Consider the following 23,716-nt stretch of genomic DNA (forward strand, 5'->3'; position numbering starts at 1 on the left):
CCTCAGCCCAGCGTGGCGGTGGCGTCCATCGTGAGCCAGCCTTCGTGGTCACGTCCCCACAGACGCACGCTCTTGCCGTCGGCCGAAGGCTGCCCGTGGATCGAGAACGGGTTGACGTCGAACGTAGGCCGGACCGCCTTGAACTCAAATTTGCGCACCGTGGCGTCGGGCATGTGCCGGCGCAACAAGTCCATGAGCAGCGTGGCGATCAAGGGGCCGTGCACGATGAGGCCGGGGTAGCCCTCGACTTCCGTGACGTACTTGCGGTCGTAGTGAATGCGGTGCCCGTTGAACGTGAGGGCCGAGTAGCGGAACAGCAGCACGTCGTCGGCAACGATGCGGCGCACCCACGCGAATTCGGCGGGCGCTGCCTGCGGCGGCGGGGTCACGTCTCCGGGCGCCGGCGCCGCACGGTAGACGATGTTGTGGTGCTCGGTCAACGCCACGCCTGCAGAACCGTTGCGGCGAAGTTCATGGCGCACCTTCACGAAAACCAGGCTGCCGGTACGGCCGCTCTTTTCCGTCACATCGACGATGGTTGAGGTGCGCACAAGCGCGTCGCCAACACACAGCGGCTCGTGGAACTCGAAATCGCTGCCGGCCCACATGCGGCGCGGCAGCGGAACGGGCGGCAGGAAGCCGCCTCGCCGCGCATGGCCATCCGGGCCGATCTCCGATTGCGCGTGGATCGGCAGGAAATACAGCCAGTGCCAGAGGTAGGGCAACGGCGTGCCGGGCGCGGGGCGCGAGGTGTCGGCGCGGTCGAGCGTGGCCGACAGCGCTGCGTATGGCGTGGCGGTGGCGGTGTCTTCCACTGTTTCGCTGCGGCCTGTCCAGTCTTGCAAGTTCATGCGCATACCCTCCTTTCAGTAAAACTTGCGCGACTCAGTCGAGCTTGATTTTTGCGGTCGCCACAACGCCCTTCCAGCGCGTGACCTCCTTTTGCACCAGGGTTTTGAGTTGCGCCGGCGTGCTGGTTTCAACCTCGGCTCCCTGGTCTTCGATGAATTTCTGCGCAGTTTTTTCGGCCAGTACGCGGTTGATCTCCTGGTTCAACCGGTCAACCACCACCTTGGGGGTTTTAGCGGGGGCGAACATCGCGTACCACTGCGACATGCTGACGTTGGGAATTCCCTGCTCGGCCAGAGTCGGAACGTCGGGCAAGACGGGAGATCGCTTGTCACCGGCGATGCCGAGCGCCTTGAGCTTGCCTCCCTTGATTTGCGGGTACGCGGTGAACAGGCTGGGAAACATGTATTGCGTAATGCCGGAGATGGTGCTCATCACGGCGGGCGCTGAGCCTTTGTGGGGAATTCCGATCACGTCCACCCCTGCGGACAGCTTGAACAGCTCGCCCGCGATATGCGGTGCGGTGCCGTTCCCCGCCGTCGCGAAGCTGAAACTGTCGGGTTTGGCCTTGATGAGCTGCACCAGTTCTTTGGCGGTCTTGGCCGGCACTTCCGGGCTGACGACCAGCACCGTCGGAGATGCCGCCACCATGCCGATGGGTTCAAAATCGGCGACCGGGTCGTAGCGCAGCTTTTGCAAGGCCGGGTTGATGCCGTGGGTAGCGATGTAGCCGAACATCAAGGTGTAGCCGTCCGGCGCGGCGCGGGCCACGAACTCGCTGGCAATCGCGCCGTTCGCGCCGGCCCGGTTGTCCACAATGACCGGCTTGCCGAGCCGACTGCTGAGTCCTTGGGCAAGGACGCGCGCCATCGCGTCATTGGCGCCGCCGGCGGAGGTCGGCACCACGATGGTGATCGCTTTTTCGGGCCAGTTTTTGGGCGTCGCCGGACTGGTCGCCGCCATGGAGAAGCCAGCTGCCAGCGGCAGCAAGCTCAGCATCAGCAAAGTCCGGACGTGGTGTTTCGGCAGCATGGTTTGTCTCCTGTGGATGTTCTGGTTACTGGATCTTCGGGGAATGCAGGGAATCCGTGAAGTGCAACTTTTGCTAATATTGGTGCGTGGCACGCATCAATTTCGATTTACAGCAACTCGAAGCCTTCGTGGCGGTGGCCGAGCGCGGGAGCTTTCGCGCAGCAGCCGACCATATCCATCTTTCGCCACCCGCTTTAAGCCGGCGCATCGACAAGCTCGAGACCATCCTGGGCGCGCGGCTTTTCAACCGCACCACACGAGAGGTCGAACTGACGGCCCTCGGGCACGTTTTTCTTGATCGCGCACGCGCCGCGCTGGACGATCTCGAGTCCGCCATGCTCGGCATCACCGACATCGCCGGTAGCCGGACCGGCCGGGTCACGGTGGCTTGCGTGCCTTCCGCGGCCATCCATTTCCTGCCCACGGTCGTAAGCTCTTTCTCGGAACGCTACCCACTGATCCGCGTCCGTGTGATTGACGAAGCCGCCGGCGCGGTGATGGCCAGCGTGGTGTCGGGCGAGTCGGACTTCGGCATCAGCTTCATGGGAAACCAGGTGCCCGGCGTGGACTTCGAGCCGATCCACACTGACCCCTTCGTGGTGGCCATGCCGCGCCGCCACGCACTCGCCGGCCGCAAGACGCTGTCCTGGAAGAACCTGGAAACCGAGCGCCTGATCGCGGTATCGCGTACCAGCGGAAACCGGCAACTGCTGGATGACGCGCTGGCCAAGGCGGGTATCAACCCTTCATACCGTCTCGAGGTGAGCCACATCGCGACGCTGCTCGGCATGGTCGAAGCGGGGCTCGGGCTTGCGGCGGTACCGCGCCTGGCCTTGCCGAACCGGCATCCGTCGATCATCGGCGTTGCGCTCACGGCGCCGGCGGTGTCGCGTGTACTGGGCCTCACCACCTTGCGTGGCACGACGCTGCGCGCACCGGCAAAGATGTTCTACGACTACCTGCACGCGGCGCTGAAAGAGCGTCGCTAAGGCAGGTGCCGGCCGGCACTGGTGCAAGCCAGGCGCCAATGCGGGGCAGCATTTGCCGCTCTATACAGGTTGTGATGAAACTCGAGCGCCACGAGCGATGGGTAGTGGAGCAACTCCCGCGCCCACCTCTGCCCTCCACCCGAACGATGAGCAGCCAGCACGGCGGCGCGAGCCGAAAGGATCGGCTGCGCCTGTTGCCATTCGCGCGCCAATTTGGTTATTATCAATAACTATTATTGTGACTCCGTAGCAACCAGTAGAAAGGGTGTATGACCTATCAACCCGCTGTGCAAGATACGCAATTCATTCTTTTCGACGTGCTGGACGCGGGCGGCCAATTGCGACCGATCGAGTGCTTCGCCGATGCCGACAACGACTTGCAGTGGCAGGTTCTGGAGGAAGCGGCAAAGTTCGTTGCCGAGGTTGTGGCGCCGCTGAATGCGGCGGGTGACAACCCCGGCTGCCGCTTCGATGCGGGCGTGGTCACAACGCCTCCGGGATTCGCATCGGCCTACAAGGCCTTCTGGCAGGCCGGTTGGCCCGCGCTTTCCTGCGCGCCCGAACACGGCGGGCAAGGCCTGCCCTGGGTGCTGGAAGGCGCGCTGTACGAATGGCTGAGTGCCGCCAACCATGGCTGGACCATGGCGCCCGGCCTCCTGCACGGAGCTTACGAGTGCCTGGCCTATCACGGCAGCGACGAACTGAAAGCGGCCTACCTGGGGAAACTGGCCTCCGGCGAATGGCTGGCCACGATGTGCCTGACCGAAGCACATGCCGGCAGCGATCTCGGACTGGTGCGCACCCGCGCAACGCCGAAGCCGGACGGCAGCTACCGTGTTAAGGGCAGCAAAATCTTCATTTCCGGTGGCGATCACGATCTCACCGGCAACATCCTGCATCTCGTCCTCGCGCGCCTGCCGGATGCACCTGCCGGCCCCAAAGGCCTGTCGCTGTTGCTCGCCCCCAAGCTGCTGGTGGACGGCAGCCGCAACCACGTCTACTGCGATCGCATCGAAGAAAAGATGGGCCTGCACGGCAGCCCCACCTGCGCCATGCGCTTCGATGATGCGACAGCCTGGCTGATCGGCCAGCCGGGCGAGGGCCTGAACGCAATGTTCGTGATGATGAACGCGGCGCGTTTGCACGTGGCGCTGCAGGGCATCGGCCTGCTCGAAGCCGCATGGCAAAAGGCCGATGCGTATGCGCGCGAGCGCAGGCAGATGCGCGTGCCCGGACCACGCACCAGCACCGAGCCCGCCGACTTCATCATCGGCCACCCGGCGATGCGCCGCCTGCTGGACACGCAGCGGGCCTGGATCGACGGAGGGCGCGTGCTGGCTTACCAGACAGGACTCGAGCTCGACATCGCCAGACACCACCCCGACCCCGCCCGTCGTGAAAGGGCGCAGCAATGGTGTGGCCTGCTCACACCCGTGTTGAAGGCTGCTTTCACCGATCAGGCTTTCCACGGCGCCAGCGAATGCCTGCAGGTTTTCGGTGGCCATGGCTACATCCGCGAATGGGGAATCGAGCAGACTGTGCGCGACTCACGCGTGACCATGATCTATGAGGGCACCAACGAGATCCAGGCCATCGACTTGCTGGCCCGCAAGGTGATACCGGACGGCGGCAAGACGTTGCGGCAGATGTTCCAGGTCCTGCAGGAGGGCCTGGACGATGGCCGCGCGAACGAGAAGGCTGTATTGAGCTGCTTCGCCCGCCTGGAGATGACGACCGCAGCATTGATCAAGGCCGCGGTTGCGGCGCCCCAGTTGCCCTATTGGGTCGCTGGCGACTACCTGCGCGCGGTGGCGCTGGCGCTGCTCGGTTGGGCTTGGGTGCGCATCTGCAACACGCCTGGCGCGCAAGGCAGTGAGCGCTGGCAAGGCCCAGGTGAAGCGCTACGGCGCTGGGTGATGCCTGAGTTCGACATGCGGCTGGGGATCATCGAACATGAAATCGGGCGGCAGGATTGACCGGTTTTTCATGTGAACGGGACGGCACCGAATCGACAGTCAACCCCAGCATGCCGTGGCATGCCTTCTAGCTTTGAACCCCGCGACTTCCCAAGGCTCGCTGCGCATCGTTTTCGAGCGCGATGGCCTCGTCGAAATGGCGAAGACCAATGTCGTTGAGGACCCGTTTGAAGCTGGCAGCCACCGCCGGCTGAAGCGACGCCAGCCTGGCGCCGATTTGTCGGGAAGCCGATCCGAGTTCCTGGTCGGGGACCACTTTCCAGACAAGACCCCATGCCATCGCCTGCGCGGCTGAGAACTCCTCGCCCAGTAGCATCAGCGCCTTGGCGCGCGCCACGCCTGCATAGGCAGATAAGGTGGCGGTCAATCCACCCGTCACAAAAACCCCGAGGGAGGACTCCGGCAGCTTGAAGCGGGTGCCTTCCCCCGCGACCACAATGTCCGCATTGAGCATCCACTCGAAGCCGGCGCCGACAGTCCAGCCATGAACCGAAGCAAGCACCGGCTTGGTCAGGGACACCAGCGCTTTGGACACGGCTTGCACCAAGACCAGGTCCTCTTCAGTGGGTGGCGCACTGACGTCCCTCCCCGCACAGAATGCCCGGCCATTGCCGCGCAAAAGGAGCACCCGGACGGCATCGTCGCGCGAGGCCAGCTCAATAGCGGCAAGAAGTGCACGCGCAAGCTCGTTGTCAATGGCATTAAGTTTGTCGGGGCGGTTCAGGGACACGGTCATGATGCCGTCCACGGACGCGATCAGCAGCTTGGGAGTTGTCATGGGTGTGATTCTGAACCGGGAAGCCGTCAGCGAACGCATAAATTTACGGTTCAATAGTTTTTCCCGGGGCCGTACGCATATCCCCCGAGGGAGCGGCGGCTTCGCTGGGTTCCTTGCCTCTGAAATTACTTGCCCAGGTTGGCCTTAAGCTCTTGCGATGCCTGCGCAATTGCGCTGCGGGGCGCCGGTAGATGGCTGAACCCGTTCGACAACCCAAAATCGTGAATCATGCCGTTGTAGCGCACCGACTTCACATGCACACCCGCAGCATCGAGCTTGCGACCGTAAGCTTCGGCTTCATCGCGCAGGACGTCGAATTCGGCGGTCTGAATCAGCGTCGGTGGCAAGCCCTTGAGCTGCTCCGACGTCGCTTGCAGCGGCGACGCGTAGATCTGCTTGCGTGCTTCGGCATCGGTCGTGTAATTGTCCCAGAACCACACCATCAAGTCTTTCGTCAGGAAGTATCCGTTGGCAAACTCCTTGTACGACGGCGTGTCGAAGTTTGAATCCGTCACCGGACAAAGCAATACTTGCGAACGCAGTGCAGGTGCGCCCTTCTCGTTCGCCATCAAGGCAACCGCGGCGGCTATGTTGCCGCCCGCACTGTTGCCAGCTACGGCAAGGCGCTTGCCGTCGACGTTGATCTCCTTGCCATGCTCGGCCACCCATTTGGTCGCCGCATAGGCTTGCTCGATGGCGACGCCGTATCGCGCCTCAGGCGACAGGGTGTAGTTGACGAAGATCGCCACCGCGCCCGAGCCTGCCACCAGGTCACGCACCAGCCGTTCGTGGGTCGGGAAGTCGCCCAGCACCCAGCCGCCGCCATGGAAGTACATGAACGCGGGCAGGGTCTTCTGTTTGCTGCCTACCGGGCGCACGATGGTCAGCTTCAGGTCGCCGCCATTGACGTGGATCGTCTTCTCGCTGACATCAGCCGCCGGCAATGCCACCTTGGGGCCAGCCTGCGCCCCCACCAGCGCGGCGCGGGCTTCGACCGGCGTCATGGTATCGAGCGTCTTGCCGCCTTCGAGGGATTGCAAGAATTTTGCCGTGTTGTGTTCGACGCCCGGCAAGCTGGCTGCAGAAGCATTACCAAGCGACAGGGTCAAGGCGGAAAGGGCGAGAGCGGAAGTGAGGGTTTTCATGATGTTTTCTTTTTAGTGAGTGCGTGCGAAGCAAAGCCGGAGCCGTCGTTCCAACGCTGAGCATGGTTGCCTTCTTGCTGAAAGCGGTTTCCATGCAGTCGTTGGTAAAGGCCCTGTGAATGCGTTCAACAAACACCGGGCGGGATGTGCAGCAAGGGGGAATCACGATCAGAGATACCAGGACGCCATGCCCCCTAGACCGGATCGGCCGGCAGTTGTATGCCAAGCGGTCGAATCAATTGGGGCGTTGATTAGCTGCGCAAATGACTGGTTAAGACGCCACGTGGGTTTGGAAAATCTTGCTGACCACCGTCCACTGGCCACCGACCTTCAACAGATGGAAGAAGTCGGTGAACGAGATGCCCGACATATCGTTTGCGTCGATGCGGGCGCTGGCCGCCGTACCGACGATCTCGATGCGGGTGATCGCGGCCGCCGCGTCAGGAGACGGACGGAAATCCTTGTCGACACCCTCGAACAGGATCGGAATCGCGCCACCGGTCAGCTTGCCATCGGGGCCGACGCTGTACATCGTCGCCTGTGGGCTGAAAGCGGACTTCATGATGCTGCTCTTGGCCTGCTTGCATCCTTCGATGTACTTGTTCAGCACTTCGGAGATGGCTTGGTAATCTTGCACGTACGTCGGTTTGCTCATGGTTTTTCCTTGGTTGGCTTGTGGGCGGGTTGGCGCGTCTGCGGCTTGGGCCGTTGTGCCCATGCCGACAGCGATCGCCGCGAAAATCAAAGTCTTGACAAAGGTCGTTTTCACTCGATTACTCCTGATAAGAGTCGCAGTGACTCGTCGATTCCACATCGGATATGGGGTCGGCAACCAACCTGCTCAGTCCACCAGCACGGTCCGCCAGCACAGGCCAGTCGGTGTAACCCTTGGCGCCGTTGCCGTAATAGGTTTCACGGGGGGCAACAGCCAGCTCAGCGCCAACTTTCAAGCGAAGCACCAGATCGGGATTGGCAATGAACGGACGGCCGAAGGCGACGGCATCGACCTTGCCTTCCAGGCGGCGATTCACCGCCAGGTCGAGGTCATAGTTGTTGTTACCGATGTAGGGGCCTTTGAACAGTGCGCGCAATGCGTCGAGGTCTATGCCTGCGGGCACGGAACGCGAAGTAGCCGTGGCGCCCTCGACAAAGTGCATATACGCCAGCTGGAAGCGATTCAGCTGCTCAATCAAATGGCCATACGTCTGCATGACCTGGCTGTCCAGAGGCGTGTTGCCTGCGTCAGGCGTCACAGGGGAGAGCCGAATGCCGACACGGTCGTGGCGCCAGACCTCGACGACTGCCGCAACGACTTCCAACGTGAGCCGGCTGCGATTTTCGATGGAGCCACCATATTCGTCATTACGCTGGTTGGTCGAATCCCGCAGGAACTGATCCAGCAGATAACTGTTGGCGGAATGCACTTCCACACCATCGAAGCCGGCGCGTTGTGCGCACTTCGCGGCATGCCGGTATTGCTGGATGATGCCGGGAATCTCGGACGTTTCCAGTGAGCGCGGCATCGAGACATCCAGCATTCCCTTTTCGGTATAGGTCTGCCCTTCTGCCCGAATCGCCGACGGTGCCACCGGGGCTGCCCCGTCCGGTTGGAGGTCCACGTGCGAGAAACGACCCACGTGCCACAACTGGCACACGATCAGGCCCCCGGCTGCATGAACCGCGTCGGTCACTTTTTTCCAGCCGGCGACCTGTTCTTCCGTCCAGATGCCTGGCGTCAACGCATAACCCCGCCCCTGGGCGGAGATATTGGTTGCCTCGCTGATGATCAGGCCCGCGCTGGCCCGCTGTGCGTAGTAGCGGGCGTGCATTTCGTTGGGAACGCCATCCGGCCCCATGCGACTGCGCGTCAACGGCGCCATGACAATGCGGTTTTCCAGCGTCAGCGCACCCATCGCCACTGGCGAAAAAAGATCGCTGAAAGAGCTGCTAGGCGTCATTTTTTTATTCCTTCGGCAACCAGGTTGCATGAAAAATTGATTTGATGTCTGCAGTATCGAGGCCGGCGATAATGACGTAAATAGACACTCATAGTGATTCAGTATGAACAAAAAATTCACAATCCCGGGTGTTGTGCAGGCTGATCGCACGGGAGCGGCGCTCGCCTCTCCGCCCGTGCATCTACCGGGGCTTCTGACGTTCGAGGCGGCGGCCCGGCATTTGAACTTTGCCCGGGCCGCGGCCGAATTGGGCGTTACGCCGACTGCGGTGTCCCGGACCATTAAAACCGTGGAAGCGCAATTGAATGTGCGGCTCTTCAACCGCACCACACGCAGTGTCAGCCTGACAGAGGCTGGCGCATCACTCAATTCGAAATTGGCACCCGCGCTCGCGCTAATCAGGAGCTCCTTGGCGGAGACTCTGCTCGCGACCGATCAGCCGTCTGGCACCGTGCGGGTCAACACTTCATACGTCGCATACCGTATGTTGATCGAACCCCATATTGAAGCCTTCCTGGCGATTTTTCCGTTGATCCATGTCGAGATTTCGCTGGACAACGTGCTCGGCGATATCGTCAACGCCGGCTTTGACGTCGGCATACGCATGGGAAAAAGAGTTCAGAACGACATGGTGGCCCTACAGCTAGGGCCGCGACAAAAAAGAATCGTGGTGGCAGCTCCGGACTATTTTCACGGGCGAAAGGAACCCAAGTCCCTCGATGATTTGCTGAAACACGACTGCATTCGGCAACGCTATTCCGTGGGCGGCCGGTGGTTTGAATGGAAGTTCGATGCCAAAGGCCAAACTGTTCAAATCGAGGTCCAGGGGCGCCTCTTATTTGACGAAATGAGGTCTGTCGTGGATGCGGCAATCCAAGGTCACGGCATCGGTTTCGTGTTCGAGGATTTCGCGAAGCAGGAATTGGCCAACGGCCAGTTGCGGCAGATTCTGAAGCAGCACAGCGGGATGGACGACGCGTTTCATCTGTATTACCCCCATCGCAAGCACATGCCAGGAAAGCTTCGCGCATTCATTGATTTCATGCTCAATGCTAATGCAGCGTAACCTCGCTGCGCGAAGTGAGCGTCCCCCAAATCCAATAAATCTGGCGACTGCGCCGCGCGGCATTTCATGCCGCGCCAATTATTCTGATCAATTAAAGTCGTAAACGCGGGCCTGGGATCCATGCGGGTTTGCGACGTTAAGAATTTGCAACAAGCAAAACTGAAGTCGTAAACATGCTCAGCTTGCACTTGCATCTCGACGCCACCACCAAAGGACAACGAGGAGTAGCCCGTGGTGGTGCCGATGACGCCGACACCTAGAACCAGCAGCTTTATGCCAAATTCCCTTGGCACAGGTACTTGGTGTGCAGGTATTCGTCCAGCCCCCAGTGCGAGCCTTCGCGACCGTAGCCCGATTCCTTGACGCCGCCGAAGGGCGCGGCCTGCGCCGCGATGGCGCCCTCGTTGATACCAACCAGGCCGGTCTCCAGCGCGGAGGCCACGCGCCAGACGCGCTTGATGTCGTTGGAGAAGAAGTAACCGGCCAAGCCGAAAGGCGTGTCGTTCGCCTGCGCGATCACCTCGTCTTCAGTGCTGAAGCGGAATATGGGCACCACCGGGCCGAAAGTTTCCTCGCACGACAGTTCCATGTCGGGCGTGGCACCGGTGAGCACCGTGGGCGCATAGTAGTTGGGGCCGTTGGCGACTTCCGTGCGCACGCGGCTTCCGCCAACGACCGCCTTCGCGCCTTTGGCCACGGCGTCGTTCACGTGGCGCTCGATCTTGTCGACCGCCCGCCCGTTGATCATCGGGCCGATCTCGGCCTCCGCCCAGCTGGCCGGGCCGACCCGCAAGGCGCCCACGCGGGCCGCCAGCTTGTCGACGAAGCGGTCATGTACGGCCTCGTGCGCGAAGACGCGATTCGGGCTCACGCAGGTCTGGCCGCCGTTGCGAAACTTGGCGGCCATCAGGCCTTCGACGGCGGCGTCCAGGTCGGCATCCTCGAACACGATGAAGGGCGCGTTGCCGCCGAGCTCGAGCGAAAGCTTCTTGACCGTGCCAGCCGATTCGCGCGCCAGTATCTTGCCCACGGCCGTGCTGCCGGTAAAGCTGACCTTGCGCACGCGGCCGTCGCGCAACCACTCGCCCACCACCTCCGGCGTGCGCTCGCGCGAGGCGGGCACGATGTTCAGCACGCCGGCGGGAACGCCGGCTTCCTCGGCCAGCTTCACCAGGGCCAGGGACGTGAGGGGCGTGTCTTCTGCGGGCTTGGCCACCACCGTGCAGCCGGCCGCCAGCGCGGGGGCGATCTTGCGCGCGATCATCGCCGCGGGAAAGTTCCATGGCGTGACCACGGCGACGACGCCGACGGCTTCCCTCAACACCAGGTAGCGCTTGCTCGACACCGGCGCGGCGATGATCTCGCCGTGGGCGCGCACGCCCTCTTCGGCAAACCACTCCACATAGCCGGCGCTGTAGGCGATTTCGCCGCGCGACTCCGCGAGCGGCTTGCCCTGCTCGCGCGAGATCAGTTCGGCCAGCGGCTCCACGTCTCGCTCGATCAGCGCCTGCCATTTTTTCAGGATCAGGCAGCGATCGCGCGGCGAGCGCGCCTTCCAGGCGGGCAGCGCCTCTGCCGCCGCGTCGGCCGCCAGCCGCGCGTCCGCCGCGCCGCCGTCGGCCGCGAGGCTGATCAGGCTGTCGTCGGCGGGATTGCGCACCTCGAATTGGCGGCCGTCCTGGGCAGCCTGCCAGCGGCCAGCGATGTAGTTGAGTGTTTGCATGTCAGTTCAATCTGTTCAGTTAAGTTCAATTCAGTTCGGTTCAATTCAACAAAGAGATTCCCGATGGCACCCGGGGTGCCAATCTTTATTGCGCACGCGGCGCTCCCGAGGCAGGCCGTCCGGATGGATCAGGCCGTGCATTCCCGCGGCGGCGCCTGGGTCTGCTGCAGTTGCAGCAATTCGTCGGCGCTGCGGTGGCAGAAGACCTCCACGCCGCCTTCGAGTTCATGCCGCGGCGGCGTCTTGCTGTCGCACACGCCGGCCACGCGCAAGGGGCAACGGTCCAGGAAGCTGCAGATGCCCGCGCGGTCGACAGGCGCCTGCACCAGCGGCAGGGCCGCACGCTGCGCCGCCCCGACTTCATCGAGCCATCCCGGGCGCAACTCGGGAACGGAATTGGCCAGCAAATGGAAATACGGATGGCGCGGCGCATGCGCGAAAGCCGACCGGGTCAGCGACTCCACCTTCTGCCCGGCGTACAGCACCACGATCTCGTCGCACACCGCACGCACGGTGTTCATGTCGTGGCTGATGAACATGTACGAAACGCCGAGTTCCTTGCGCAGCTGCGCCAGCAGGTCCAGGATGGCAGCACCCACCACCGTGTCCAGCGCCGAGGTGACTTCGTCGCACAGGATCAGGTCGGGGTCGGCGGCCAGCGCGCGCGCCAGGTTGACGCGCTGCTTCTGCCCACCGGAAAGCCCGGAAGGCAGTCGCCGGGCACAGGCCTGCGGCAGTTGCACGAGGTCGAGCAGCTGCGCGATGCGCTTGTTCAGGGCCTCGCCCTTCAAGCCGCGGTACAGCTGCAGCGGCCGCGCGAGGATGTCGGAGATGGTGTGCGCAGGATTGAGCGCCGTGTCCGCCATCTGGAACACGATCTGGATGCGGCGCAGTTCCTCGGGCGAGCGCTGCGACACCAGGCGCGGCAGCGGTTTTCCGTCAAACATGATCTGGCCGCCGGCGGGGCCAATCAGGCCGGCGACGGCGCGGGCCAGCGTGGTCTTGCCGGAGCCGGACTCGCCGATGACGCCGATCGCCTGGCCGCGGTACAGGGTCAGGCTCACATCGTCGAGCACCGGCGAGGCGGGCCTGCCGTGCTTGTCCAGGGGCCCATAGCCGGCGACCAGGTTGCGTACCTGCAGCAGCGGCGTGGCGCCCTCGGCCACCGTCTCGCCGCTGCGCGCCTTGGGATTGGCCGCGGCGATCAGGCTGCGCGTGTAGTCGTCCTTCGGCGTGTTGATGATCTGCGCCGTGGTGCCGATCTCGCGCTCGGCGCCGTCGCGTAGCACCAGGATGCGGCCAGCCATCTGGGCCACCACCGCCAGGTCGTGCGTGACATAGACTGCCGTGGTCTGGCGCTCGCGCACCACGCGCCGGAAGGCGTGCAGCACCTCGATCTGTGTGGTGACGTCCAGCGCCGTGGTGGGCTCATCGAAGATCACCAGGTCCGGGTCGCTCATCAGCGCCATCGCGGCCATCAGGCGCTGCAGTTGCCCGCCCGAGACCTGGTGCGGGTAACGCTGGCCGATGCTGTCGGGCTGCGGTAGTGCCAGCTCGCGGAACAGCGTCACGGCTTTTTTCTCGGCCTCGGAGCGCGGCATCAGGGAATGGATGTGGGCGGTTTCGACCACCTGGTCCATGATGGTGCGCGACGGATTGAAGGAAGCGGCCGCGCTCTGCGCGATGTAAGAGACACGGCGGCCGCGCAGGCGGCGCCGTTCTGATTCAGACAGGCCCAGCACATCGGTATCGCCGATACGCACGCTGCCTCCGGAGATGCGGCAGCCGTGCCGCGCATAGCCCATGAGCGCCAGGCCTATGGTGGTCTTGCCCGAGCCGGACTCACCGATCAGCGCCAGCACCTCGCCGGGCTCGATGCTGAAGGAAACGCCTTTGACGATCTCTGTATCGCCGCCGGCGGCTTGCGCCACGACGCGCAAGTCATTCACGAGGACAGTGGCACCCATTAATGTTTCTCCCGGTCAGCGTCGGTATGGCCCGGCAGGTTGTCGATCACCAGGTTGACGGCGATGGTCAGCGCGGCGATCGCGAAGGCCGGGGCGAGCACCGAGACACCACCCAGCGGCAAGGCACCGAGGTTCTCGCGCACCAGGGAGCCCCAGTCAGCCATCGGCGGCTGCACGCCCAGGCCCAGGAAGCTCAGGCTCGCCAGCAAGCGCAGGGCGTAGACAAAGCGCAGGCCCATGTCGGCCAGCAACGGGCCGGTGATGTTGGGCAGGATCTCGCGGCGCATGATGTAGGCCCGGCGTTCGCCGCGGGCACGCGCCACCAGCACGTAGTCCATGGCGTTGATGTTCACGGCCAGCGAACGGATGATGCGGTAGGCGCCCGGCGCGTAGACGACGGCCGTCACCGCAATCAGCAGCGGAACCGAAGAGCCGAAACCGGCAATCACCACCAGCGCGAACATCTTGCTGGGGATGGACACCAGCGTGTCGAGCACGCGGCTGAGCACAGCATCGACCGCGCCACCCGCCACGGCGGCCAGCAGCCCGAGAACCGCGCCCACGCCGCAGGCAATCAGCGTTGCGACAAAGGCCACACCGATGGTGTACGGTGTGCCGACAACGATGCGCGTGAGCATGTCGCGGCCCAGGTAGTCGGTGCCGAGCCAATGCTGCGCGCTCATGCCCTGGAACACGCCGGCGTCGGACATCTCGCCAAGCGCGCTGTCAGGCACGAAGCAGGCGAAGATCGCCACGGCCACCCAGAAGGCCAGCACGGCCAGCCCGAGTTTGCCGGCTCGCGACCAGCCCGCGAGCCAGGCGCGGCGCCTGGTAACGGCCGTCGAAGAAGCAAGTGTTGCAATAGTCATAGGAAAATCTCCGCGCGGCGCGCTGCGGTGCTCATTGATGCCTCAATCGGGGATTGGCGACGATGCCGCACACGTCGGCGAGCATCACCAGGACAAGGTAGGCCGAGCAGAAGATCATGGCGCAGGCCTGCACCAGTGGCATGTCCCGCTGCGCGACGGCGTCCACCATGAGTTTGGCGATGCCCGGGTAATTGAAGATCACCTCGACGATGATCACGCCGCCAAGCAGGTAAGAAAGGCTCAGCGCCACTGCGTTGGCGATCGGGCCGATGGCATTCGGCAGCGCGTGGAACAGCACGGTGCGCGCGGCGCTGGCGCCTTTGAGCCGCACCATCTCGATATAGGCCGCGGCCAGTTGGTCGATGACGGCCGCGCGCGTCATGCGCAGCATCTGGGCCACGATCACGCTGCCCAGGCTGAGCACCGGCAACGCGAAAGAGCGCAGCATCTCGCCTGGCGACGAAACGTCGACCGCGTACGACAGCGCTGGCAGCCATTTCAGTTGCACCGCGAACACCAGCACTGCCAGCGTGGCCACCAGGAATTCCGGCACCGACACGACGGCCACTGTCGCCATGCTGGTGAAACGGTCGAAAGCCGAGCCGCGCCGCAAGGCGCACAAAATGCCCAGGCCGAGGGCAAGCGGGACGGAAAACACCGTCGTCACCGCGGCCAGCTGCAGCGAAGCGGGCAGGCGGCTGGCGATGGCCTCACCCACCGGCATGCCGGTGACCACTGACTTGCCTGCATCGCCCTTGGCCATACCGCCCAGCCAGTCGAAGTAGCGCAGCACCGGGCTTCGGTCCAGGCCCATCTCGATGCGCAAGGCCTTCACCGCCTCAGGCGTGGCGTCCTGCCCCAGCTTCTCTTCGGCCGCGTCGCCGGGCAGTACGGAGGTGATGGCGAACACCACCACCGACACCGCCAGCAGCGAGCCGAGCCCGGCGAGTATGCGGCCGCCGACCAGTTTCAGGATAGTGAGGTTCATGGCATTTTTTCCGTATCAAGTGCCGGCGCGGAACCGGCTTTGCCGGGCCGCAGCGGGCGCCCCCTTGAGGGGGGAGCGCCGAAGGCGCTTCGGGGGTGGTTCACGCCTCCAACCACACGTGTTCGGCAAAGCCGTAGCCCATCATCCCACCCAGCGGGTTCACCTGCAGGCCCTTGAGCTTCTTGTTGTGGCCGTCCAGGCTGGAGAGGAACATCGGGATACCGATGCCGCCGTCCTGGTTGATCAGCGTCTGCATGTCGGCGTACATCTGGGTCCGCTTGGCCGTGTCGGTTTCGGCGCGCGCGCCCACCAGCAGCTGGTCAAACTTCTCGCTCTTCCAGCCCGCTTCGTTCCAGGGCGCATCGGACTTGAAGAACAGCGTCAGGGCCAGGTCGGCCGTGGGGCGCGTATTGACGTTGCCGAAATTGATCGGGTGTTTCATCCAGTGCTGCGACCAATAACCGTCGGCCGGCATATTGCGCACATCCAGGTTCAGGCCGGCTTGCCGCGCCGCATGCTGCAGCACCAGCGCCATCTCCACCGAGCTGGTGGCCGCGGACGAGGCCACCATCGGGATGGCGGCGCTGCCCAGGTTGGCCTTCTTCAGGTGCCACTTGGCCTTGTCGGCGTCGTAGGGGCGCTGCGGCAGGCCCTTGAAGAAGAAGCGGTTGCCCGGCGCGATGGGCTGGTCGTTGGCCACAACGCCGCGGCCCAGCTGGATGGACTTGAGCATCTGTTCGCGGTTGAACAGCAGCTTCATGGCCATCACGAAGTCCGGGTTGGCGCCCGGGCCGCTGTCGCGCCGCATGATCAGGTCGGTATACGAAACGCCCTTGGTCTCGAAGATGGCTGCCTTGCCGCTGGCGTTGACGCGGTCGATCGAGCGCGGGTTGACCGTGCCGATCAGGTCCAGCTCACCCGCCAGCAGCGCGTTGACGCGCGCCGACTCGTCGCTGATGCCCACGTACTCGATCTCGTCCAGGTAGGGGCGGCCGGGCTTCCAGTAGCTCTCGTTGCGCACGCCAATAGAACGCACGCCGGGCTTGAACTCCTTGACCTTGTAGGGGCCGGTGCCTATGCCGGCGTTGAAGTCGGTCGTGCCGTCCTTGATGATGTGGAAGTGGTAGGTGCCCAGGATCGCAGGCAGGTCGGCGTTGGGGGCCACCAGGCGGATGGTGACTTCATTGGGGCCGGAGGCAGTCACGTCCTCGATCTGGTCGGCCAGCACCTTGGCCTTGGAGCCGGTGGCCGGGTTCTTGTGCCGCATCATGGAGAACACCACATCGGCCGGCGTCAGCGGCTTGCCGTCGTGGAAGGTCACGCCCTTGCGCAGCTTGAAGATCCAGGTCTTGGCGTCCTTGGTGGTGAACTCCTCGGCCAGCGAGGGCTGAGGCGTGAGGCTGCTGTCCAGCCAGGTCAGCCCGTTGTAGAAGGTGAAGCCGCGGGCGTAGTCGGCCTGGTTGGCCTGCTTGGCCGGGTCCAGCGTATCGCTCACGGAGGAGACCGCGCCCGCCACCTTGATGCGGCCGCCCTTGCGCGGCGTTTGCGTTTGCGCCTGTGCACTCGCAGCAAGGCCGGCGATGCTGCCGGCCAGGGCCGCCTGCATGCCGCCGGCCGTCAACATGGCCAATACATCGCGCCGGCTCGCGCCGCGTTGCAACGCACCCAGGATGCGTGTGCTCTCTTCGGGGCCGATCAGGCCGTTCAGCTGCTTGTTATCTGCCATGGTGTTCTCCTGGTTTCTCGTGGTGGGGTAAAGGCATTGGAGCACCTGCCGACCGGGGATATACCTCGATCATGCCGGGGCGCTTGGTTAAAACTGCGGTTTTGCGGATAGCCGGCGGCATGGTGTGCGGCACTCCCCCGACGGCTTGTGCTGCCCTGCCTGGCCCCACCGCCCTTGTAATGCCGTAGCGCGTGCAGGCCATCCGGCGCGTGGGGAAACCAGTCAGCCTGCCGCGGTGATCGAAGCAGATGGACTTGGAACGAGAGGTCATGAAAGCGTCCTCCTGGAAGGGGTGATGCGAGCCTGCACCGGTTCACCGGCGCCATGCAATGAATGCTATTGAAGCGCCGCCGCAGATGCTGCGGTTGTGCGCCGCTTGCGCACCGTTCATGCCGAATGCCCTCGCATAAACGGCAGATCAATTCCGGGCAAGGGCGTACCATGACTTCGATTCTTTTGAGAGGGCAAGCATGGAATATGACGACACACCGCCGCGCAACGCACGCGGGTTCCGCAAGGGCAATTTCACCGCGGGGCTGCGCAGAATCCGCCGCGCCGCAGCAAACGATATGCGCCCATGAACGCCTCCCTTGTTGAGCAGCTCAAACTCGCCGGCCGCCTGGATCGCCTGTTCATAGACGGCGAGTGGGTCCTGCCCGCAGGCCAAGCCCGAGCCAACGTCATCAACCCGTCGACCGAGGAGCCGATCGCGCAGATCGCCTTGGGAACCGCACAAGACGTCGCTGTGGCTGTGGCCGCCGCCCGCAGCGCCTTCGCGAGCTGGTCCGTCAGCTCCGCCGAAAGCCGGGCCTTGCTGCTAGGCCGCGTCCACGCCTTGATCCTCGAAAGGGCGGAACTGTTCGCCCAGGCGATCTCGCTGGAGATGGGCGCCGCCATCGGCTTTGCGCGCAGCACCCAGGTGCCGGTCGCAGCCGAACACATCCGCGTGGCTCGCGACAACCTGGCCAGCTATCCCTTCCTCTCCCATCGCGGGGAGGTAGCCATCCTGCGCGAGGCCATCGGCGTGTGCGGCCTCATCACCCCCTGGAACTGGCCGCTCTACCAGATCACCGCCAAGGTCGGCCCCGCCCTGGCGGCCGGATGCACCATCGTCTTGAAGCCCAGCGAGCTGTCACCGCTGAGCGCGTTGCTGTTTGCCGAGGTGGTGCATGACGCCGGCATCCCGCCGGGCGTGTTCAACCTGGTGAGTGGCAATGGGCCCGAGGTCGGCGCCGCGCTGTCGGCGCATCCGGACGTGGACATGATCTCGATCACCGGCTCGACCCGGGCCGGCGTCCTGGTGGCTCAGGCGGCGGCTCCGACGGTCAAGCGCGTGGCCCAAGAGCTCGGCGGTAAATCGCCCAACGTGATCCTGCCGGACGCGGACCTGGCGCGCGCCGTGCCGGCGGGCGTGGCGGCCGCCTTTCGCAACGTCGGCCAATCGTGCAGCGCGCCGACCCGCATGATCGTGCCGCGCGAGCGGCTGCAGGAGGTTGAACGGATCGCGCTGGAAGCGGCCTTGAGCTTTGTTGTGGGCGACCCGCGCTCGGAGCAGACCACCCACGGCCCGGTGGCCAACCGCGCCCAGTTCAACCGGGTGCAGGAAATGATCGCCACCGGGATTGCCGAAGGTGCACGCCTTGTCTGCGGCGGCCCCGGCCGGCCGGAGGGCCTGGAGCGCGGCTTCTATTGCCGCCCGACCATCTTCTCTTCGGTTCACTCACAGATGCAGATCGCGCAGGAAGAGATCTTCGGGCCGGTGCTGGTGATCATTGCCTACGACAGCGTGGATGAGGCGGTGGAGATCGCCAACGACACGGTCTACGGCCTGGGCGCGCACGTGCAGGGCCAGGACCTGGCTGCAGCGCGTGTGGTGGCGGCGCGCATCCGCTCCGGGCAGGTGCACATCAACTACCCGGCCTGGAGCCCCCATGCCCCCTTTGGCGGCTACAAGCGCTCGGGCAACGGCCGCGAATACGGCATCGAGGGCCTTGAGGAGTACCTGGAGACCAAGGCGATCCTGGGCTTCGGGCAGGAGCAGCCGGCATGAGCACAACCTTCGTACAAAGAGCACAAACAGTGCAGACACCCAACAACGACCAAAATCCATCCATGTCCCAGCCCCTGCGCCTCCTCGAGACTTCCAGCACCCCACCGGCCAGCGCCGACGTCGTCGTGATCGGCGGCGGGATCATCGGTGTCTTTACCGCCTACTACCTGGCCAAGCGCGGCATGTCGGTCGCACTGGTCGAAAAGGGCCATATCGGCGCCGAACAATCGAGTCGCAACTGGGGCTGGTGCCGCCAGCAAAACCGCGATGCGCGCGAACTGCCAATGGCCACCCGGAGCCTCGAGCTCTGGGACCAGTTTGCCGCCGACAGCGGCGAAGACACAGGCTTCACGCGCTGCGGCTTGTTGTACCTCAGCGATGACGAAGCCCAGATTGCCGGCTGGGCAAAGTGGCGTGAATTCGCGACGACCGCCGGCGTGACCACGCACATGCTGAGCGGCCGCGAAGCTTCGGAGCGGGGCCAGGCGACCGGCCGCGCGTGGAAGGGCGGCGTCTTCTCGCCCAGCGACGGGACGGCCGACCCGGCCAAGGCGGCGCCCGCCGTGGCGGCCGCGCTCATGAAGCTCGGCGGCACCGTCCACCAGAACTGCGCCGCGCGCGGCATCGAGATGGAGGGCGGCCGGCTCAGCGGCGTCGTGACCGAAGCGGGAACCATCAAGACCCGCACCGCGGTGCTCGCCGGCGGTGCCTGGGCGTCCTCGTTTTGCAACCAGCTCGGTGTGCGCTTTCCGCTGGCCACGATACGCCAGTCCATCGTGCGCCTGTCGCCGGTGGCGCAGCAACTGCCGGCAGCACTGACCAGCCCACGCGTCGCCGTCACCCGGCGCCCCGACGGCCATTACGTCCTGGCCATCAGCGGCCGTGGGCGCGCCGACCCCACGCCGCAGCTGCTGCGCTTCGCGCCGCAGTTCATCCCGATGTTCGCCAAGCGCTGGCGCAATGTGTTTCCCGGCGGCCTGGAAGGCATACGCTGGGGCCACGAAACCCGCGCGCGATGGAAGCTGGACGCCCCCACGCCCATGGAACGGGCGCGCATCCTCAACCCGACTCCCGACCCCGCGGGTGTCCGCGAAATCCACCGCCGTGCCGTCGACCTGTTGCCCGTGCTGCGTGAAGCCCGCATCGCCAACACCTGGGCGGGCTACATCGACAGCACACCCGACGGCGTGCCCGGTATCGGGGAATTGCCGCAGGTGCCCGGCCTCATCCTGGCCGCGGGTTTTTCGGGTCACGGTTTCGGCATCGGCCCCGGCGCGGGCCACCTGATCGCCGACATCGTGTCCGGCACCCAACCGATCTTCGATCCGAAGCCTTTCGACCCCGCCCGGTTCAAGGAGTCGATGTGGGGCAAGGTGGCTGATTTCTAGCGGCCGAAGCCGGGACCATGCAAAATTCTGGCAAGCTCCCGGATTGAAACGGATTCCACTTGCACCGCATGTGAATGCGGCATTTCCCAAAGGCGGGGAATTCATAGACTCATCTCTATCCCAACAGCGAGGATCGTTCTATGACATTCAAACCCAAATTCATCAGCTTCGACTGCTATGGCACGCTCATCAACTTCGAGATGGGACCGACCGCCAAAAGCCTGTTCAAAGACCGCGTGCCGGCCGGCCGGATGCCGGCCTTCCTGGACAGCTTTCGGGCCTATCGCCTCGATGAGGTCCTGGGCGAGTGGAAGCCCTTCCTCGAGGTTGTGGAGAACTCGATCCGCCGTACCTGCAAGGCCCACGGCATCGATTGCCAAGCGTCGGATGCCGTGGCGCTGTACGACGCCATTCCCACCTGGCAACCGCACCCGAACGTCGTCGAGGTTCTGGAGGCGATCGCGCCGCACGTGCCCCTGGCGATTCTCTCGAACTCGATGGTCGATTTGATCCCGGCCAGCGTCACACACCTGAAGGCGAAGTTCCATGCGGTCTACACCGCCGAGGAAGCACGCGCGTACAAGCCGCGCTTCCAGGCCTTCGAATACATGTTCGACCAGCTCGGATGTGCGCCTGACCAGATGATGCACGTCTCGTCGAGCTTTCGCTACGACCTGATGACGGCTTCCGACCTGGGCTTCATGGCCAAGGCCTTCATCGACCGCGGGCATGAACCGACTTCCGACGCCTATGGTGTCAGCCGTTTGACCGACGTCCGCCAGCTTCCCGGCCTGCTCGGCCTATGACCGAACTGAACACCACCGCGCCCGACCTCTCGCCTGCGGCAGTGGAGGCCCTGGTCCGCCGCCTCTATGGCATCGAGGCTTCCACCCGGCCATTGGCGGGCGAGCGCGACCAGAACTGCCTGGTGGAGGCGGCCGATGGCTCTCGCTACGTCCTCAAGATCAGCAATCCGTCGGAGTCCCCCGCGGTCGTCGACTTCCAGATCGCGGCGCTCGACCACATCGCCCGCACGTCACCGGAGCAGCCGGTGCCACGCGTCGTGCGGACGCTGGAAGGACACACGCACGACACGGTTGCGCTCGACGGAGGCGTGCAGACACGCGTGCGCATGCTGAGCTACCTGGACGGCATCCAGATCCGCGAGACCGTGCGCACCGCCGCACAGCGGCGCGCCATGGGAACCGGGCTCGCCGGCTTGAACCGCGCACTGCAGGGCTTCGCGCATCCGGGCGCGGCGCATGACCTGCTGTGGAACGTCGCCACGGCGCATCGGCTGGGCGAACAGCTGGGTAGCCTCGTGGACGGCAAGCAGCGCGCACTGGCCCAGGCCTTCATGACGCGATTCACGACGCACGTGCTGCCGCACCTGGCATCGCTGCGGTCCCAGGTGATCCATAACGACTACCACTTCTACAACGTGCTGGTCGCCCCCGACGACCCCGCGCGCATCGTGGGCATCATCGACTTCGGCGACATGGTGCATGCACCGCTGGTCGGCGAGGTGGCGACAGCCGCCGCCTTCCACATGGCCGGCAACGCCGATCCTTTCGAGGGACCGGCCCAGTTCATGGCCGCCTATCACGCGGTGCTGCCGCTGACCGGCGCCGAACAGGAGGTCCTTGCCGATCTGCTGGCTACGCGCCACCTCATCACGGCGCTGATTTCGGAATGGCGCGCCGCGCGTTATCCCGAGAACCGCGCCTACATCATGCGGCACAACCCCGCGGCGTGGGAAGGCCTGGCCCAGATGGCCGACCTTTCCCGCGACACCGCACGCGACCGGCTGCTGGCCGGCGTACACGTACACGTAAAAACAGGAACCTCTCAATGAAAAGCACCACCGACCTGAACATGGTCAATGCCTATATCCCCGGCCGCGCCGACGTGGACCCGGCCACCGCGAAAATGATCGCGCGCCGCGACGCCCTGCTCGGCCCGGCCTACCGGCTGATGTACGAACGGCCGCTGCACATCGTGCGCGGCGAAGGCGCCTGGCTGATCGACCCCGAGGGACGACGCTACCTCGACGCCTACAACAACGTTACGTCGCTCGGACATTGCCACCCGGCGGTGACCGAGGCGATCTGCAAGCAGGTGCAGACGCTGGCGACCAACACGCGCTATCTGCACGACACGATTCTCGAACTGGCCGAGCGCCTGCTCGCGAGCGTGCCGGGCACCGACCTGGCCCACCTGATGCTGACCTGCACGGGCAGCGAGGCCAACGACCTCGCCTATCGCATCGCGAAGGTCCGCACCGGTGGCACCGGCATGATCGTGACCGACACCGCCTACCACGGCATCACCGACGCGGTGGCCAAGTTCTCGCCCTCGCTGGGCATGAGCGTCAATCTCGGCGAGCATGTGCGCCTGGTGCCGGCGCCGCGCCAGTACCACGCCGGGGGCGCCGACCTGTCCGAACGCTTCACCCGCGACGTCGAGGCGGCCATCGCCGACCTGCGGCGCCACGGCATCAAGCCGGCCGCGCTGATTGTCGATTCGCTGTTTACCAGCGACGGCATCCTCCCCGGGCCGCAAGGCTTCCTGAAGGGCGCAGTCGACGCGATCAAGCGGGCGGGCGGCATTTTCATTGCCGACGAAGTGCAACCCGGTTTCGGCCGGACCGGCGAACATCTTTGGGGCTTCCAGCGCCATGGGGTGGTGCCCGACATCGTCACCATGGGCAAGCCGATGGGCAACGGCCAACCGATTGCGGGACTGCTGGCGACCGCCGACGTGCTCGCCGAATTCGGAAAAAGTTCGCGCTACTTCAACACCTTCGCGGGCAATACCGTTTCCTGCGCGGCGGCACTGGCGGTACTGGACACGATTGAGCGGGACGGGCTGGTGCAGCATGCCGCCAAGGTGGGAAAAATCCTGCATGACGGCATCGCCGCCCTGGCGGCCCGCCACGAGGCCATCGGTGACGTGCGCGGTGCCGGCCTGTTTGTCGGGGTCGAGCTCGTCTCCGACCGGGCATCGCGCGCGCCGGACCGCGAGCTGACAAGCCAGGTGGTCAACCGGATGCGCGACAAGGGCGTGCTGATCAGCGCCTGCGCGATGGGGCACAACGTGCTCAAGATCCGTCCGCCGCTGGTGCTGTCGGCGGACCAGGCCGGTCTCGTCATCCAGGCGCTCGACGAATCCCTGGCTGAAGCGCGGGCGGCCGGTACTCACTAGCCGCATTC

At 64.6% G+C, this 23,716-nt stretch carries 19 protein-coding genes; 8 read left to right on the forward strand and 11 right to left on the reverse strand.

Going from position 1 to position 23,716, the window contains the following annotated elements:
* Nucleotides 1–2 precede the first annotated feature (2 nt).
* Nucleotides 3–851, reverse strand: a complete 849-nt coding sequence (locus tag AC1D11_RS07180; protein ID WP_477647612.1) for an HTD2 family dehydratase — start codon at nt 849–851, stop codon at nt 3–5.
* A gap of 34 nt (nt 852–885) precedes the next feature.
* Nucleotides 886–1,881, reverse strand: a complete 996-nt coding sequence (locus tag AC1D11_RS07185; RefSeq protein ID WP_477647613.1) for a Bug family tripartite tricarboxylate transporter substrate binding protein — start codon at nt 1,879–1,881, stop codon at nt 886–888.
* An 86-nt stretch (nt 1,882–1,967) separates the two neighbouring features.
* Here AC1D11_RS07185 and AC1D11_RS07190 point away from each other — a divergent pair, with 86 nt between their 5' ends.
* A complete protein-coding gene (locus AC1D11_RS07190; RefSeq protein WP_477647614.1) occupies nt 1,968–2,870 on the forward strand; it encodes a LysR substrate-binding domain-containing protein in 903 nt (300 codons plus the stop codon).
* A gap of 269 nt (nt 2,871–3,139) precedes the next feature.
* Nucleotides 3,140–4,846 (forward strand): acyl-CoA dehydrogenase family protein, encoded by a 1,707-nt coding sequence (locus AC1D11_RS07195; RefSeq protein WP_477647615.1) that lies wholly within the window; start codon nt 3,140–3,142, stop codon nt 4,844–4,846.
* A gap of 67 nt (nt 4,847–4,913) precedes the next feature.
* Here AC1D11_RS07195 and AC1D11_RS07200 read toward each other — a convergent pair whose 3' ends face one another.
* The 4 genes from AC1D11_RS07200 to AC1D11_RS07215 form a co-directional block, all read right to left on the reverse strand.
* Entirely contained in the window at nt 4,914–5,624 is a 711-nt protein-coding gene (locus tag AC1D11_RS07200; RefSeq protein ID WP_477650984.1) for an enoyl-CoA hydratase/isomerase family protein, read from the reverse strand.
* Between the two features lie 125 nt (nt 5,625–5,749).
* Nucleotides 5,750–6,769, reverse strand: a complete 1,020-nt coding sequence (locus tag AC1D11_RS07205; protein WP_477647617.1) for an alpha/beta hydrolase — start codon at nt 6,767–6,769, stop codon at nt 5,750–5,752.
* Nucleotides 6,770–7,040: 271 nt separating this feature from the next.
* Nucleotides 7,041–7,538 carry a nuclear transport factor 2 family protein gene (locus tag AC1D11_RS07210; RefSeq protein ID WP_477647618.1) on the reverse strand — a complete coding sequence of 166 codons (498 nt, stop codon included), beginning with the start codon at nt 7,536–7,538 and terminating at the stop codon, nt 7,041–7,043.
* A gap of 4 nt (nt 7,539–7,542) precedes the next feature.
* Complete coding sequence (locus AC1D11_RS07215; protein ID WP_477647619.1) at nt 7,543–8,727, reverse strand: alkene reductase; 1,185 nt, start codon at nt 8,725–8,727, stop codon at nt 7,543–7,545.
* Between the two features lie 103 nt (nt 8,728–8,830).
* On the opposite strand from AC1D11_RS07215, the gene AC1D11_RS07220 reads away from it, so the two are divergent.
* On the forward strand, nt 8,831–9,793 hold the full coding sequence (locus AC1D11_RS07220; protein WP_477647620.1) for a LysR family transcriptional regulator: 963 nt from the start codon (nt 8,831–8,833) through the stop codon (nt 9,791–9,793).
* A 271-nt stretch (nt 9,794–10,064) separates the two neighbouring features.
* Here AC1D11_RS07220 and AC1D11_RS07225 read toward each other — a convergent pair whose 3' ends face one another.
* The 5 genes from AC1D11_RS07225 to AC1D11_RS07245 form a co-directional block, all read right to left on the reverse strand.
* Nucleotides 10,065–11,516 carry an NAD-dependent succinate-semialdehyde dehydrogenase gene (locus AC1D11_RS07225; RefSeq protein ID WP_477647621.1) on the reverse strand — a complete coding sequence of 484 codons (1,452 nt, stop codon included), beginning with the start codon at nt 11,514–11,516 and terminating at the stop codon, nt 10,065–10,067.
* A 128-nt stretch (nt 11,517–11,644) separates the two neighbouring features.
* Nucleotides 11,645–13,483 carry an ABC transporter ATP-binding protein gene (locus tag AC1D11_RS07230; RefSeq protein ID WP_477647622.1) on the reverse strand — a complete coding sequence of 613 codons (1,839 nt, stop codon included), beginning with the start codon at nt 13,481–13,483 and terminating at the stop codon, nt 11,645–11,647.
* Nucleotides 13,483–14,352 (reverse strand): ABC transporter permease, encoded by an 870-nt coding sequence (locus AC1D11_RS07235; RefSeq protein ID WP_477647623.1) that lies wholly within the window; start codon nt 14,350–14,352, stop codon nt 13,483–13,485. The genes AC1D11_RS07230 and AC1D11_RS07235 overlap by 1 nt, the downstream gene beginning before the upstream one ends.
* 31 nt (nt 14,353–14,383) lie before the next feature.
* Complete coding sequence (locus AC1D11_RS07240; RefSeq protein WP_477647624.1) at nt 14,384–15,340, reverse strand: ABC transporter permease; 957 nt, start codon at nt 15,338–15,340, stop codon at nt 14,384–14,386.
* 100 nt (nt 15,341–15,440) lie between these two features.
* Nucleotides 15,441–17,066, reverse strand: coding sequence for an ABC transporter substrate-binding protein (locus tag AC1D11_RS07245; RefSeq protein ID WP_477647625.1), 1,626 nt, complete (start codon nt 17,064–17,066; stop codon nt 15,441–15,443).
* A 577-nt stretch (nt 17,067–17,643) separates the two neighbouring features.
* Here AC1D11_RS07245 and AC1D11_RS07250 point away from each other — a divergent pair.
* The 5 genes from AC1D11_RS07250 (at nt 17,644) to AC1D11_RS07270 (ending at nt 23,708) form a co-directional block, all read left to right on the forward strand.
* Nucleotides 17,644–19,116 (forward strand): aldehyde dehydrogenase family protein, encoded by a 1,473-nt coding sequence (locus tag AC1D11_RS07250; RefSeq protein WP_477647626.1) that lies wholly within the window; start codon nt 17,644–17,646, stop codon nt 19,114–19,116.
* 62 nt (nt 19,117–19,178) lie between these two features.
* Nucleotides 19,179–20,504, forward strand: coding sequence for an NAD(P)/FAD-dependent oxidoreductase (locus AC1D11_RS07255; RefSeq protein WP_477647627.1), 1,326 nt, complete (start codon nt 19,179–19,181; stop codon nt 20,502–20,504).
* Nucleotides 20,505–20,644: 140 nt separating this feature from the next.
* Nucleotides 20,645–21,310: a haloacid dehalogenase type II gene (locus AC1D11_RS07260; protein WP_477647628.1), complete on the forward strand. Its 666-nt coding sequence runs from the start codon at nt 20,645–20,647 to the stop codon at nt 21,308–21,310.
* Nucleotides 21,307–22,359 (forward strand): phosphotransferase, encoded by a 1,053-nt coding sequence (locus AC1D11_RS07265; RefSeq protein WP_477647629.1) that lies wholly within the window; start codon nt 21,307–21,309, stop codon nt 22,357–22,359. Before AC1D11_RS07260 ends, AC1D11_RS07265 begins: the two co-directional genes overlap by 4 nt.
* On the forward strand, nt 22,356–23,708 hold the full coding sequence (locus tag AC1D11_RS07270) for an aspartate aminotransferase family protein (protein WP_477647630.1): 1,353 nt from the start codon (nt 22,356–22,358) through the stop codon (nt 23,706–23,708). Before AC1D11_RS07265 ends, AC1D11_RS07270 begins: the two co-directional genes overlap by 4 nt.
* Nucleotides 23,709–23,716: the final 8 nt, after the last annotated feature.

Source organism: Polaromonas sp. P1_E11 (assembly GCF_056405995.1).